Source organism: Streptomyces sp. CC0208, from assembly GCF_003443735.1.
GTDB classification, from domain to species: Bacteria; Actinomycetota; Actinomycetes; order Streptomycetales; family Streptomycetaceae; genus Streptomyces; species Streptomyces sviceus.
In genome coordinates this window covers 897413-911307 of record NZ_CP031969.1, presented here as the reverse complement: position 1 = coordinate 911307, position 13895 = coordinate 897413, and the positions used below count along the sequence as shown (strand labels likewise).

Annotated in this window: 15 protein-coding genes; 7 read left to right on the top strand and 8 right to left on the bottom strand. The window is 71.3% G+C overall.

Annotation, left to right across the window (positions count from 1 at the left end):
• Positions 1-74: 74 nt before the first annotated feature.
• From D1369_RS04265 to D1369_RS04255, 3 genes are all read left to right on the top strand, one after another.
• Positions 75-1247 (top strand): DUF6777 domain-containing protein, encoded by a 1173-nt coding sequence (locus tag D1369_RS04265; RefSeq protein ID WP_118082270.1) that lies wholly within the window; start codon positions 75-77, stop codon positions 1245-1247.
• Positions 1248-1309: 62 nt separating this feature from the next.
• Positions 1310-3415, top strand: coding sequence for a SpoIIE family protein phosphatase (locus D1369_RS04260; protein ID WP_118082269.1), 2106 nt, complete (start codon positions 1310-1312; stop codon positions 3413-3415).
• A 36-nt stretch (positions 3416-3451) separates the two neighbouring features.
• The gene (locus D1369_RS04255) at positions 3452-4315 is read left to right on the top strand and encodes a DNA-formamidopyrimidine glycosylase family protein (RefSeq protein WP_007386382.1); all 864 of its coding nucleotides are present in this window, start codon (positions 3452-3454) and stop codon (positions 4313-4315) included.
• A gap of 10 nt (positions 4316-4325) precedes the next feature.
• Here D1369_RS04255 and D1369_RS04250 read toward each other — a convergent pair whose 3' ends face one another.
• The 3 genes from D1369_RS04250 to D1369_RS04240 all read right to left on the bottom strand — a co-directional run bounded on the left by D1369_RS04250 (position 4326) and on the right by D1369_RS04240 (position 6327).
• Positions 4326-4979, bottom strand: a complete 654-nt coding sequence (locus D1369_RS04250; RefSeq protein WP_007386383.1) for a zf-HC2 domain-containing protein — start codon at positions 4977-4979, stop codon at positions 4326-4328.
• Positions 4980-5129: 150 nt separating this feature from the next.
• Positions 5130-5645 carry a hypothetical protein gene (locus tag D1369_RS04245; RefSeq protein WP_007386384.1) on the bottom strand — a complete coding sequence of 172 codons (516 nt, stop codon included), beginning with the start codon at positions 5643-5645 and terminating at the stop codon, positions 5130-5132.
• Positions 5646-5781: 136 nt separating this feature from the next.
• Positions 5782-6327, bottom strand: a complete 546-nt coding sequence (locus D1369_RS04240) for a sigma-70 family RNA polymerase sigma factor (protein ID WP_037903937.1) — start codon at positions 6325-6327, stop codon at positions 5782-5784.
• Between the two features lie 199 nt (positions 6328-6526).
• On the opposite strand from D1369_RS04240, the gene D1369_RS04235 reads away from it, so the two are divergent.
• Positions 6527-7675 (top strand): CapA family protein, encoded by a 1149-nt coding sequence (locus D1369_RS04235; RefSeq protein WP_007386386.1) that lies wholly within the window; start codon positions 6527-6529, stop codon positions 7673-7675.
• A 12-nt stretch (positions 7676-7687) separates the two neighbouring features.
• Here D1369_RS04235 and D1369_RS04230 read toward each other — a convergent pair whose 3' ends face one another.
• Complete coding sequence (locus tag D1369_RS04230; RefSeq protein ID WP_007386387.1) at positions 7688-8164, bottom strand: MarR family transcriptional regulator; 477 nt, start codon at positions 8162-8164, stop codon at positions 7688-7690.
• A 57-nt stretch (positions 8165-8221) separates the two neighbouring features.
• On the opposite strand from D1369_RS04230, the gene D1369_RS04225 reads away from it, so the two are divergent.
• The gene (locus D1369_RS04225) at positions 8222-9049 is read left to right on the top strand and encodes an alpha/beta hydrolase (RefSeq protein WP_037902218.1); all 828 of its coding nucleotides are present in this window, start codon (positions 8222-8224) and stop codon (positions 9047-9049) included.
• A 72-nt stretch (positions 9050-9121) separates the two neighbouring features.
• Here D1369_RS04225 and D1369_RS04220 read toward each other — a convergent pair whose 3' ends face one another.
• On the bottom strand, positions 9122-9583 hold the full coding sequence (locus D1369_RS04220) for a universal stress protein (protein ID WP_007386389.1): 462 nt from the start codon (positions 9581-9583) through the stop codon (positions 9122-9124).
• A 318-nt stretch (positions 9584-9901) separates the two neighbouring features.
• Here D1369_RS04220 and D1369_RS04215 point away from each other — a divergent pair, with 318 nt between their 5' ends.
• Positions 9902-10771 (top strand): polysaccharide deacetylase family protein, encoded by an 870-nt coding sequence (locus D1369_RS04215; protein ID WP_118082268.1) that lies wholly within the window; start codon positions 9902-9904, stop codon positions 10769-10771.
• 30 nt (positions 10772-10801) lie between these two features.
• On the opposite strand, the gene D1369_RS04210 is transcribed toward D1369_RS04215, so the two are convergent.
• On the bottom strand, positions 10802-11473 hold the full coding sequence (locus D1369_RS04210) for a class F sortase (protein WP_007386392.1): 672 nt from the start codon (positions 11471-11473) through the stop codon (positions 10802-10804).
• 333 nt (positions 11474-11806) lie between these two features.
• Between D1369_RS04210 and D1369_RS04205 the strand changes: the two genes are divergently transcribed.
• Positions 11807-12298, top strand: coding sequence for a membrane protein (locus D1369_RS04205; protein ID WP_037902222.1), 492 nt, complete (start codon positions 11807-11809; stop codon positions 12296-12298).
• 80 nt (positions 12299-12378) lie between these two features.
• Here D1369_RS04205 and D1369_RS04200 read toward each other — a convergent pair whose 3' ends face one another.
• Together D1369_RS04200 and D1369_RS04195 are read right to left on the bottom strand one after the other, a co-directional pair.
• Positions 12379-12912, bottom strand: coding sequence for a hypothetical protein (locus D1369_RS04200; protein ID WP_007386394.1), 534 nt, complete (start codon positions 12910-12912; stop codon positions 12379-12381).
• A gap of 210 nt (positions 12913-13122) precedes the next feature.
• The gene (locus D1369_RS04195; protein ID WP_118082267.1) at positions 13123-13887 is read right to left on the bottom strand and encodes a DUF4239 domain-containing protein; all 765 of its coding nucleotides are present in this window, start codon (positions 13885-13887) and stop codon (positions 13123-13125) included.
• Positions 13888-13895 lie beyond the last annotated feature (8 nt).

Below are 13895 nucleotides of genomic sequence, written 5' to 3'. Positions count from 1 at the left end.
CCTTCCGCTTGCGTAACCCAAGTGAGTGAAGCAGACAATAGTGACGAAATGCCCGGGACGGACGGGAGAACGCGGTGCGGACACCCACCAGAACCCTCGTCACGGCCTGCGCGCTCGCGGCGGCACTCCTCGTCGCCGGCTGCGGCGGTGCCGGGGACGAGAACAGCGTCGAGGCGACGGGTGAGCTCTTCCTCCAGCCGGCCCAGGCCCAGGGGCCGAGCCCCTTCACCCGCTCGGCGGCGACCACGGCGGCGCCCCTCACCCGCACGCCCCGACTGGACCCGACCGCCCCACGGACCGTCTCCGGCGGGACGCCCGGCCTCTACGGCGGCACCGAGCGCGTCGGCAGCTGCGACGTGCCACGGCAGATCGTCGACCTGACCGCCGACCCGTCCAGGACGCGCGCGTTCGCGCAGGTCGCGGGGGTCTCCCCGGCCGCGGTCCCGGACTATCTGCGCGGCCTCGCCCCGGTCGTCCTGCGTGCCGACACCCGGGTCACCGACCATGGCTACCGCGGCGGCAAGGCGAGCGGCTTCCAGGCGGTCCTCCAGGCGGGCACCGCCGTCCTCGTCGACAACCGGGGCGTCCCGCGTGTCCGCTGCGCCTGCGGCAACCCCCTGACGCCGCCGGTGGCGATGCGGAGCGGCGCGGTCGTCAGCGGGCAGCCGTGGTCCGGATACCGGCCCACCCAGGTGATCGTGGTGACCCCCAGCGAGCAGCTCGTCATGGACATCACGATCATCGACCTCGTCGACAACACCTGGATCGAACGCCGGATCGACCACGACTGCCGGCACGACCACGTCGTACCCCCGCCCACGCCGGAGGCGCTGACCCCGACGGTGCCCCCGGGCGCCAGCGCATCCCCGGACACGTCCTTCGGCGCCGACCCGCAGCGGCCCGCGCCCGACTGCCCGACCCCGACCCCGACCGCCACCGTCACGCCCGGCGGCACCGCCACGCCCGGCGCCACCGCCACGCCCACCGCGAAGCCGTACGACGAGGGCTGCCCCGCGCCCACCGCCACCGGCACCCCGCCGTTCACGACGCGGCCAGGGACCCCCGTCGTCCCGCCGGACGGCACCCGTACGACCGTCCCCGCGGACCCCGGGACCGGGATCGGCCCCGAGACCGTCCCGGACACCCCCGACCTCCCTGACGGAGGCGGGCTCATCCCCGACGAGCCCGCCACCCCGACCGGCACCGACACCGTCTTCGACAGCCCTACCGACGTCTTCGGTGCCTGACGGCTGCCGAACGTACCCGTCTCCCGGTCGAAGAATCGGGCAAATCCTGGCAAGGTGGCTCCATGGTTGATCGGGGAGCGAGCGCCCTGTCACTCCCGGACGACTGGCCCGCCCACCCGGACCCGATCCTGGCGCTCAACCGCATGGGCAGCTTCGACTGGGACCTCGACAGCGGTCTGTTCCACATGGACGCCCAGGCCCACGAGGTCTTCGATCTGCGCCCCGACGAATACGACGACAACCCGATGAGCCTCGCCGTCCGGGTCCCGAGGGCCGAGGCGCACCGGCTGGACGCCCTGGTCGCCCAGGCCATCAAGGACGGCAGCGAGAACTACGGCACCTACTTCCGGCTGCGCTGCCGTGACGGCACCCTGCGCTGGACCCACACCCAGGGCTACATCCGGCGCGACGAGACGGGCCGCCCGCGCCGGATCGTCGGGATCGTCCGTGACGCCACCCAGGAGATGGCCGAACTGGAGGCCCGCAGGGAGCAGGCCGCCCAGGACGAGGTCCGGCGCCGGCAGACCAACGTCGTCCAGCTGACCACGGCCGCCCTCGCCCACGCCCGGACCGTCCAGGACGTCATCGACGTCCTCAAGGACACCCACGGACTCACCCATCTCGGCGCCACCAGCCTGGTCATGGGCCTCGTCGAGGCGGGTCGCATCCGGCTGATCGCCGAGGGCCCCGCGGGCAGCTTCGTGCCCGGCACCGACATCACCCGGATCGACGAGCCGTACCCGATGAGCGAGGCCGTGCGCACGCTCACTCCCCGGTTCATCGAGTCGCCGGAGGAGTTCGCGGACCGCTACCCGATCCTGTGGCCGCACATCACGGGACTCAACATCACCTCCGCGGCCTACCTCCCGCTGATCGCCGAGGCCCGCCCGATCGGCGCCATGGGCCTGCTCTACAGCGACCGGCGCGGTTTCACCCCCGAGGACCGCAACGTCCTCATCGCCCTCGGCAGCAGCATCGCCCAGAGCCTCCAGCGGGCCATGCTCTACGAGCAGCAGAAGGATCTCGCCACCGGTCTCCAGCAGGCCATGCTGCCGCGCACCATCCCGAGCGTCCGCGGCGCCGACGTCGCCGTCCGCTACCGGGCCGCCGGCGCCGAGGGTTCGCTGCCCCGGGACATCGGCGGCGACTGGTACGACCTGATCCCGCTGCCTGGGGGTACCCCCTCCGGGGGAGGCCGCGTCGGTGCCGTCATCGGCGACGTCCAGGGCCATGACACCCATGCCGCCGCCGTCATGGGTCAGCTGCGGATCGTGCTGCGGGCCTACGCCGCCGAGGGCCACCCCCCGGCCACCGTGATGGCCCGGGCCTCCGTCTTCCTCCACGAGCTCGACACCGACCGCTTCGCGACCTGTCTGTACGCCGAGGCCGACCTCGCCACCGGAGTCGTCCAGGTCGTCCGCGCGGGCCACATCGACCCGCTGGTCCGGCACGCCGACGGCAGCTGCCGCCGGGTGACCGTCCAGGGGGGACTGCCGCTCGGGCTGTCCGCCGAGTTCGGGCAGCTCGACTATCCCGTCGCCACCCTCGAACTCGACCCCGGGGGCACCCTGCTGCTGTGCACCGACGGGCTGGTCGAACAGCCCGGCGTCGACCTCGACGAGGGCATGCAGATCCTCGCGAGCCTCATCGCCGTGGGTCCCGCCGACGTGTGGGAGCTCGCCGACCGGCTCATCGACGTGGCCGAGGAACGCGCAGGCGACGACGACGTGGCACTGCTCCTGCTGCGCCGCCGGGCTCTGGACACCCCGCAGTCCGGCGGCCGCCTCCAGCAGCACGTGGCGCCCGGGGACCCCGAGGCCCTCACCGGGGCCCGGCACATGATCCGGACCGCGGTCGGCGCCTGGGGCGCGCGGGAGCGCTCCGACGAGATCGAACTGGTCGCCGACGAGCTGATCACCAACGCCCTGATGCACACCGAGGGCGCCGCGATCGTCACCCTGCGGGTCCTGACCGCCTCCGACCGGCGGATGCGCGTCGAGGTCGAGGACTCCTCCAGCGCCCTGCCCCGCCGCCGGGAGGCGGGCGAGTCGGGGGTCTCGGGCCGGGGCCTGCTCCTGGTCGACCTGCTGAGCGATGTGTGGGGCGTGGAGGCGCGGGGCGGCGGGAAGTGCGTGTGGTGCGAGTTCGTCGTGGGGGAGCGGACCTGAGCTGACCACAGCGGCCCCCGGTGGCACTCTGGACGTATGCCGGAACTGCCCGAGGTGGAAGCGCTCAAGGACTTCCTGACCGAGAACCTGGTCGGACACGAGATGGTGCGCGTGCTGCCGGTGGCCATCAGCGTCCTGAAGACGTACGACCCTCCGCTCACCGCCGTCGAGGGCCGCGAGGTGGTCGCCGTGCACCGCCACGGCAAGTTCCTCGACCTGGAGACGGACGGCGGCCCGCACCTGGTCACCCATCTGGCCCGCGCGGGCTGGCTGCACTGGAAGGACCGCCTCCCCGACGGCCCGCCCCGCCCCGGCAAGGGCCCCCTCGCCCTCCGGGTGGCGCTGGAGACCGGCGCGGGCTTCGACCTCACCGAGGCGGGCACGCAGAAGCGCCTCGCGGTGTACGTGGTGGCAGACCCTCAGGAGGTTCCCGGCATCGCCCGCCTGGGCCCCGACCCGCTGGCCGAGGACTTCGACGGGGAGCGCTTCGCGGCCCTGCTGAAGGCCGAACGCCGACAGCTGAAGGGCGCCCTGCGCGACCAGACCCTCATCGCCGGTGTGGGCAACGCCTACAGCGACGAGATCCTGCACGCGGCACGCATGTCCCCCTTCAAACTGGCCGCGTCCCTGACCCCCGAGGAGACCGAGACCCTCTACCGGGCCCTGCGCACGACCCTCACCGAAGCGGTGGAGCGCTCGAGGGGGGTGGCGGCGGGCCGCCTGAAGTCGGAGAAGAAGTCCGGCCTGCGGGTCCACGGCCGCACCGGCGATCCCTGCCCCGTCTGCGGCGACACCATCAGGGAGGTCTCCTTCAGCGACTCCTCCCTCCAGTACTGCCCCACCTGTCAGACGGGCGGCAAGCTTCTGGCGGACCGGCGGTTGTCGCGACTGCTCAAGTGACCGGACGTCGTCAGCCCGGCTCCAGCGTCACCAGATGCTCCCCGCCCGACGTCCTGACCTCGTAGCGGTCGATCTGGTCGGCGTGGAAGGTGGAGCTGCCCATCATGGTGTTGTCGCCGGTGGCGTGCCCGGTGGCGTTCCAGCCGGTGACGGTCTCCTCCTTGCCGTCCTGGCTGATCGCGACGAGGTGACAGGCGCGGGGGCCGGACTCGTCCTTGACCTTGAGCTCCACCTGGGTGCCCCAGTCCTCGTCCTCGGTGGTGACCTGGGCCCACACGCCGGAGCGGGCGTCGGTGGCCTCGATGCTGCTGGTCCGTGCCGCGTCGCCGCCCGCCGTCATGGCGAGGCTGGAACCGCCCACGGTCAGGACCACCGAGGCGGCCACCGCGTACAACAGCCGCCTGCGGCGCGCCCGGTGGCGGGTCGCGACCTCGTCGAGGAGGCGGCCCAGGAGCTGGGGGCCCGGCTGCGCCATCGGGTGCACCACCCGCGGTGTCGCCCGGCGGTACAGCATCATCTGACGGGTCACAGGACCGAACTCGGTCACGTGTGCCGCGCACTGGGGGCACTCCATGAGGTGGTCCTCGAAGCGGAAGGCCTCCGCCTCGTCCAGCACGCCGAGCGCGTACGCGCCGACGTCGCGATGCCTCTCCAAGGACCTCATGCCGAAACCTCGTGCCGTTGGGTGTGGGTGGGGTTACTCCTTGCTCCCACCGGTACGCACCAGCCCGCCGAATCACTCAAGGCGTAGACAGAATCGTGACCAAGGGATTCGGAGCGGTCGGCCCCGCGGATTGGTCCGAATCAAAGGAATCTAGAAGAGGTGGATGGCGAGGTGGCCGAGCGGCAGACCGAGCTGCCAGGCCGGTGTCCACACCTTCGGTCCCTCGTCCTCACCGACCCCGGCCCCGCCGCCCGGCACGGCGTTCAGGTCGGGTGCGAGCAGCTCCGTCTCCTCCAGCCAGCGCCAGGCCGCGGCCGCGAGTTCGAGGTCCGCGGCGGGCTCGCCGGTGGCGACCGCCTCGGCGGTCAGCGCGGCCATCCGCTCGCACACCCATTCCTGCCACGGCTGGTCGTAGGCCGTCAGGGACAGCCAGTTCTCCAGCTGCGAGACGACCTGGATGCCGGAGAGCTCTCCCTCGGTGTCGGCGAGGAAGACGGTGAGCGCCAGCGCGTCCCGTCCGGCACGGAACTCGAAGGACGTCGGCGGCATCAGATCGCCGGAACGCAGCAGCTCGTCGGCGATGTACTCGGCGTACAACCAGGCCATGGGGACGACGAGTTCGCCGCCGCCGGTGCCCTCCGTGCTCTCTTGACCTCTGTGCAGCATCCCTTCCTGCCTTCCTCCGGTGCGTGCGCGTCGCCCGACCCCGGGCTCCCAGTCCGGAACACGGATAGGGACAGCCGATTACTCAACCGGGGTCCTCAGCAAGGCGCTTTACGGAGGTTTGACTTTCCCATTGGTTTCATCGCAGGTCGGCCGCGTATCCCGGAAGCACCCGGCGCAGGGCGCGCAGCGCGTAGTACGCGCGGGACTTCACGGTACCGGGCGGAATCCGCAGGATTTCGGCGGCCTCCGCCACACTCGCCCCCTGGAAATACACCAGCACCAGGACTTCACGGTGCTCCGGAGTGAGTGTCTTCACAGCCTCGCGTACGTCGAGGGCCGCGGCCGCCCGCTCGGCGTGGTCGGCGCACACCCGGGCGTTCTCCAGCACCGCGTCGCCGACCTCGGCGGGACGCGCCTGCCGGGCCCGCCGCGCGTCGATCGCGAGCCGCCGCCCCACGGTCAGCAGCCATGGCCGTACGGACTCGAAGTCGTCGGCCCGCAGCGCCTCGGGATGCTGCCAGGCGCGTACGAGGGTCTCCTGCACGAGATCCTCGGCGCGCTGCCGGTCGCCGTCGCTGAGCCGGAGGAGGAGCGCGAAGAGGGGCCGGCCGTGCTCCCGCTGCAGTGCGGCGAGCTCGTGCTCGGCGGTCGTCCCGTTCGTGAGGGTGGTTCCGGCCGTCATGGCCGTATGGCACCTCAGCGCGGGGCCGGGGGACAGGGCACGCACAAGGATGTGCGGCGGACGGTCGATCGCGTCGACGAACGGTTCGGTGAACGGTCCCTTCCGCCCCGGACGGGTCAACAAGGCGGCCAGACCGTTTGCGGACACGGACAAGCTCATACCTATTCGTCAGTAAATATGACCTCAGTGGGGTGAGCTGATGATTGCACGCAGACAGCAGGTTGCCCTGGCCCTCACGGCCCTTCTCGCCGGAGGGGCGGCCTGCCAGGCGCACGAGCACGCGACACCCGGGCATCCTGCCCCGTCCGCCGCCGCACCGCGCGGTTTCACGCTCGTCGCCTCCGGTGACGTCCTGCCGCACAGTTCGATCATCGACCGGGCCCGCTTCGACGCGGGCGGGAGCGGCTACGACTTCGGCCCGATGCTGGCCGGAATCCGTTCCGTCGTCTCCCACGCCGATCTGGCGCTGTGTCACATGGAGACCGTCTACGGCGCGAACGGCGACTACACCGGCTATCCGACCTTCAAGTCGCCGCCCGAGGTGGCACAGGCCCTCGCCGTCACCGGCTACGACGGCTGCTCCACCGCCTCCAACCACAGCCTCGACGACGGCAGCGAAGGAATCCGCCGCACACTCGACGCCCTGGACCGTGCGGGCGTACGACACGCCGGATCGGCCCGTACCGAGGGTGAGGCGCGCACGGTCACCGTCCTGCGCGCGGGCCCGGCGAAGGTCGCCCACCTCGCCTACACCTATGACACCAACGGCTTCCCGCTGCCCCAGGGACAGCCCTGGGCGGTGAACCTGATGGACGAGAACCGGATCCTCGCGGACGCGCGGGCCGCTCGGAAGGCGGGCGCCGACGTGGTCGTCGTGTCGCTGCACTGGGGCACGGAATGGCAGGACGCCCCCGACGAGCAGCAAGTGGCCCTGGCCCGCGACCTGACCGCCGCCCGCACCGGCGGCCGTCCCGACGTCGACCTGATCCTCGGCACCCACGCCCATGTCCCGCAGGCGTACGAGAAGGTCAACGGCACCTGGGTCGTCTACGGCATGGGCGACCAGATCGCCGGCGAGATGTTCAACCACGAGGGCGCCCAGGACCCGCGCGGCAACCAGTCCACCCTCGGCCGCTTCACGTTCGCGCCGCCCGCCCGGCCGGGGGAGCGCTGGCGGGTCGCGAAGGCGGAGTTCGTCCCGCAGATGTTCGACGTGGACGCCGGCCGGGTGGTCAACCTCAACCAGGCGATCGCGCAGGGCGCCGACGTCGAGGGTGTCCGCGACCGGATCCGGGAGGTGGTGCTGAGCCGGGGCGCGGCCGAGGACGGGCTCACGATGGGGCAGTAGGGGGGCGGTAGGTCAGTCCACGTCCACGTGGTCGAAGGTCCGCAGCATTTCCTTCAACACGCGTACGCATGCCCGCAGTTCGGCCTCCGTCAGCTCGCCGCCGCCGACCTGTCGGTTCAGGGCGTGCTCGCGCGCCAGGATCGCGGTGATGACGGCCACGCCCTCGTCCGTGATCCGGATGAGCATGGACCGCTGGTGCGCGGGGTTGGGCGTGGCCTCGGTCCAGCCCCGGTCCATCGCCTCGTTGTTCATGCGCTGCACGAACTGCCGGGTCAGCGCCATGATCCGGGCCATCTGAGGAACCGTCATGGGTCCGTACCGGTGCAGCAGGACGAGGACGGACCGCACGCCGACGGACATCCCCCGGTCCGCCTCTTCCTGCTCCAGTTTGCGCAGGCCGCGCCGGTAGAGCGCGCCGACCAGGTCGAACACCTCGGAGACGCGGTGGCCGAGTTCCTCGGCGGGAAGTGGCTTGTCCATGTCGCTCACCCGGCCATCATGACACCTTGGTTGTCAAACAAGCGAAAAGATGACACCTTAGGTGTCATGACGACAGCAGCCACAGCTTCGGATCTGCGTTTCTTCACCTCCACGGACGGGGACCTCGCCTATCGCGACACCGGCACGGGGGACCTCGTGGTCCTCGTCCACCCCGGCTACGTCGACCACCGGGTCTTCGACCACCAGGTACCGGCCCTGGTCTCCGCCGGTTACCGCGTGATCGCGCCCGATGTGCGGGGCCACGGGTTCTCCGCCAACGCGAGCAGGCCGTTCCGCTGGGCCGACGACCTCGGCGACCTGCTGCGCCACCTCGACGCGGGGCCCGCGGTCCTCGTCGGTCTGTGCATGGGCGCCGCCGTCGCCACCGACACGGCCCTGGAACATCCCGGGCTGGTCCGTGCGCTGGCCGTCTGCGGAGGCGGGACCAGCGCGTTCGAGTACACCGACCCGTGGACGGTGGAACGCGCCGCCGAGTCGGCCCGCATGCTGGCCGCCGGTGATGTCACCGACTGGATCGAGGCCTTCGCCAAGAACGTGGCCGGACCGCACCGCACCGTGGACGACGTCGACCCCGAGGTCGTGCGGCACGTGCGGGAGATGGCGACGCACACCATCTCCAAGCACACCCTCGGCGAGACGAACTGGCACGTCCCGCTCGACGATCCCTGGAGCCGGGTACCGAAGATCGACGTACCGGTTCTCGCCGTCCACGGTGCCCTCGACGCGGCCGACGGCATCGACATGCCCGAGCGGCTCGTGCGGACGGTCCAGGACGGGCGTTCGGTGACGATCGCTGACGCCGGGCACTTTCCCAACATGGAGAAGCCCGAGGAGTTCAACGCGATCGTGCTGGACTTCCTGCGCTCTCTCTGACGCTCCGCCGACGCCGACCGCTTGTACGAGTTCGTGGGCACCCCCAGACCCCCGGTGCCCACGCCGACTCCTCTACGGCACCACGGTCACCGGCCACCGCCCCGCCTTGACCAGCCGCACCGCGACGGAACCGACGATCCGGTGGCCGGCCTGCTCCGAGGCGCCGACGACCACCGCGTCGGCCTTGAGCTCGTCCGCCGCCTTCGTCAGCCCGCTGTAGGGGTCGCCGCGGAAGGTGTGGAACTCCCAGCGCACATCGAATATCCCCTTGTTCTGCTCGGTGGCGAGCCGGATCTGGGCGACCAGGTCCTCGGCGATCTCGTCCGTGGTCTCGGCGACCGGAGCGCCGAGCGCGGCACCCGACGCGATCACCGGCTGGACGTACACCACGGCGAGCAGGGCGTGCTGCCGTCGGGCCAGGCCTCCGGCGTAGGCCGCGGCGCGGAGCGAGGAGTCGGAGCCGTCCACGCCGACGACGATGACCTTGGGCCCGTCCGTGCCCCGCTCGAACTGGTGCGCATGCTGTTCCGTCACGGCTGTGAGGCTATCGGAAGCCGCAGTTCCGGACGGCATTCGGGGACCCGTCGACAGGGATGCGCACACTTCGCGGAAATGGGGCACCCGTGGGGCGGGCCGCGACCGGGCAGCCACCGAAGCCCGCCGCGGCCCTCGGCACCCCGGCCTCGACGGAGGGGACGAGGCCGGGGCGCAAGCCGACCGACCCTGCACTGCGTCCTCCTGACGCTCCGCCATGCCGCCAGGGCCCTCTGCGCTGGGCCGGGCGGGTGTATTCGTGCCGCCGCACCGGTGTTGCTGAGGTGCGTCGGCGCTCTGCCGGGCGACTGATGAGTCATGACGAAGGATCAGTTGCTCACACGGCTGTCGTCCAAGGCGGCGGTGATGCTCACGCGACGCAGGGCCCTGCTGGCCGGCGCCGCCGCGGTCGGGGCCGCCGGCACGGCCGGAGTGCTCGCGGCCCTCACGGGCGAGGAGCCGGTCCGGCCGGCGCTCCCCGCCGCCGGCCCCCCGGCCGGCCGCGCGGTCAGGCCCTCGGCCTACCGTCTCCAGCCCCTGACCGGATACGGCCCGCCGCCCACCGCCCCCAGGAAGACCCTCGTACGCCACGAGCCGTTCCTGAAGGTGTCCGGACGCGGCCGGACCATGGTGCTGACCTTCGACGACGGACCCGATCCCCGCTACACGCCGCACATCCTGGACACCCTGGCCGAGTACGACGTCCGCGCGATGTTCTTCGTGTGCGGGGAAATGGCGGTCGACAACCAGGACCTGCTGGCCCGGATGGCCGACGAGGGACACGTCGTCGGCAACCACACCTGGTCCCACCCGCTGCTCCCCCGGCTCAGCCGCTCCCGCATCCGCTCCGAGATGGAACGCACCTGCGATGTCATCGAGGACGCCTACGGCGAGCGTCCGGCATGGTTCCGCGCTCCCTACGGCGCCTGGAACCGGGCCGCGTTCCAGCTCGGCGCCGAACTCGGCATGGACCCCCTCGCCTGGAGCGTCGACACCCTCGACTGGACCACCCCGGGCACCCGACGCATCGTCGGCGCCGTGGAGCACGGCGCCGCCCCCGGCGTCGTGGTGCTCTCGCACGACGCCGGGGGCGACCGCTCCCAGAGTGTCCGGGCCCTGCGCGACTATCTGCCGTACCTCATCGATTCCGGCTATCACATCACCGTCCCGCGACGGCAGTACGTGTAGCCGAAATGCGCCCGCCGGGTCGGGGAACGCTCAGCGGACCTCGACCAGGCGGGCGAAGGCGACGACGTTTCCCGCGTAGCCGCTCTGCTTGGAGAAACCGCCCCCGCAGGTGATGACCCGCAATTCGGGGGTTCCCTTGGAGCCGTAGACACGGTCGCCGGGGAAATTGCTCTTCTCGAAGACCTCGATGCCGTAGATCTCGAAGACCGCGGTCTTTCCGTCCTTGCGCCTGACCTCGACGCGATTTCCCTTCTTCAGGGCCCCGAGTCCGTAGAACACGGCGGGGCCCTGTTTGTTGTCGACATGGCCGACGACGACCGCGGTGCCCTTCTCGCCCGGGGACACCGCGCCGGTGAACCAGCCGGCCAGGTTCGGGTCCTCCGGCGGTGGCGCACCGACCCAGCCGTCCGAGTCGAGGCCGACCGGCACCATCGGCGCGTCGACCCGGATCGCCGGGATGGAGACCCGGTCGGGCACGGCGAACGGCAGCGGAGCGGGGGCGTGACCGAAGGCGGTGCCGTGCACCCGGCTGTCCGCGGCGGCCGCCGACGCGGGCTGCGGCGGCCCGACGTCGAACTCCCCCGAGCCGTTCCGAATGAGCGCGAGACCGGTCAGCAGAACAAGCGCTATCACGCCCCAGGGAGCGCGCTTCTTCCGCTGCTCCTCCTGTTCGGCCAACTCGGCCAGCTCGGACGCAGACATTGACTTCCCCTCTCGACGCGGCCGTCGCCGCGTCATTCGCGCATACGAGAACGCTAAGTCCCGAGCACGCAACCGGCGACGGGTCAGCGGCGAACGGGTGGCCCCCGAACGCGCATGGTGCGCCATCCGAGTTGCCGTGAACAGGTTTTTTCTGACGGTCCGTGACCTGCGAAGATATCCGATTGTGCGCTTTTCGTTCGGCGTGTCCTCTCACCAGGACGGACCATTCTCGAAATGCGGGCCCGTGCAAGGCGTCTGAGGGTATTTCTGGGAGGCGTTTTCTCGCCGATCCACCGGGGACCGTTCCCGGGGCGTCTCCCGCGGAGGATTCACATGCGTACTACTCGTGCCCTGGCGGCCGCAGGCGCCGCGGTCGCCGTGCTCGGACTCACCGCCCCGGCGGCCGTCGCGCGGGACGGCATGAACCTGAGCCCGAGCAATGTCGTCGCCCTTCCCAACGTCATCGCCCGGGGCGGCCAACTGACCATCACCGTCAACAACTGCACCGCCCCCGCCACCGCGAGCTCGGACGCGTTCCGGACGATCAGGCTGACCACGGGGAACAACAACCTGGCGACGGGGCGCGCCACGGTCAACCGGAACGCCCGTCCGGGATCGCACAGCATCAGCGTCGTCTGCGGCAACGGCACCGTGATCAACCCCACGGCCTTCACCGTCATCGGCGGTGTCCAGGGTGGTCTCGGCGGCAGCAGCTCCAGCGGGGCCACCCCGGCGGACATGGCCATCGGCGGCGGTCTGGTGGCCCTGGCCGTCATCGGCGGCGGGGTGTTCTGGATGCGCAGGCGGACCGAGCGGCACATCTGATCTGCGTCCCCCTGCCCAGAAGTCCTCCGCCCCGGACTCCGAGAGGAACCGGGGCGGAGGTCTGCGCGCCCGCGGGAGCCTCAGGCTCCGTCGTCGGCGGTGCGGCGGCGGGAGAAGTGGTACGCCGCCCCGATCGAGCCCGCGATCAGCAGGGCCCCGATGCCCAGCTCCTTGGCGTCGAAGTCGGCGATGCTGCCGCCCGCACCGGCGTGCGCACCGCGGTCGGGGTTGAGCGGCACCGGTGTGGGCCCGCCCCGTCGGCCGCCCGCGATGGTCAGGCCGGTGGAGCCGCTCACGCCGTCGCAGGTGAACGTCACGCGGTAGACCGCACCGGGTTTGGCGTCCCAGTCGACCCCGGCGGTGGCGTAGCTCTTGAACGGGGGGATGGTGACGGTGTCGAACACCTCCGAGGTGACGGTCGCGGAGCCCTTGCAGCCGTCGTGGTCCCGTTCCAGCAGCAGCGCCACCTGTCCGCCGGGGGCGATGGTAGAGGGCACGACGCTGAAGCCGAAGGGCGTGATGTCGGTGTCGCCCGTCGCCACGGCGGCCGGTGCGGACAAGGCCAGGGCGGTCACGCCCAGCAGTGCGGCCGAAGCGACGCGTATCGCGCGCATGGTGGTTCCTCCGGTCCCCGAGGAGCAGCTGCGGACCTTGTTCCGCCTACGCCAGAAATGCACCTCGATGACCGAAACGCTAGGAACAGGTGTACGTCTGCGCGATCGCTGTCGCTCCGAATGGGGCACGCGTGTGGGCCGCTCGGGGGACGCCGACGGCGTGTCGGACACCGGACGTCCCCCTCGGGCGGTACCCGCGGTGAGCGGCCGTCAGCCCTTGATGCCCGGGAAGAGGGCGAGGAACGGCTCCGCCGACGCCGTGATGCCACGGCTGTAGGGGGCGTCGAAGTCCCAGATCAGGAAGAGCAGGAAGGCGATCAGCGCGGAGAACAGGCCGGCCAGGATCAGCTCGCGGGTCGTACGCCGGATCTGCAGTGCGAAGACCATCCCGATGGTGACGACGCCGCCGCCCAGCAGGCCGAACCAGACCACCCCGGGCATGGTGGGCTCGACCGAGTCCGCGCGGGCGTTGCGGGCCTGGTCCACGGCGGCCACCTGGTCGACGAGCGGCTGGTAGGCCTGGGCCTCGAAGTCGTTCTTCGGTTCGTAGGAGGTGACGTCCGTGCGGATCCGGTCGAGGAGTTCGGTGCCCTTCTCGGTCATGCGGCGGTGGTCGGCCATCTCCTTCCACTCGGTTGTGACGACGTGTCCGACATAGGCGTTGACATCGGCCCGAATGCGGTCACGGGCGTCGGCCGGGTAGACCTGGACCCGCTCCGAGATCTCGTGCAGCGCCTGGGCCTCCGCCTGGACGTGGTCCTGGGCCGCGCTGCGGGCCTCCCACACGCCCGCGATGGCCAGACCCAGGACGATGGCGTACACGACCCCGATCCACATCGTCATGTACTCGATGACGTCCGGGGTCTCGTTGGGATCCTCGTCCACGGGCGCCGCCTTGTGGCGGATGAGCGTGATGGCGACCACCACCGCGCACGCGGCCAGCATCGCGAGGATGAGAACAAGCCATTCCGGCAAGGGATGCC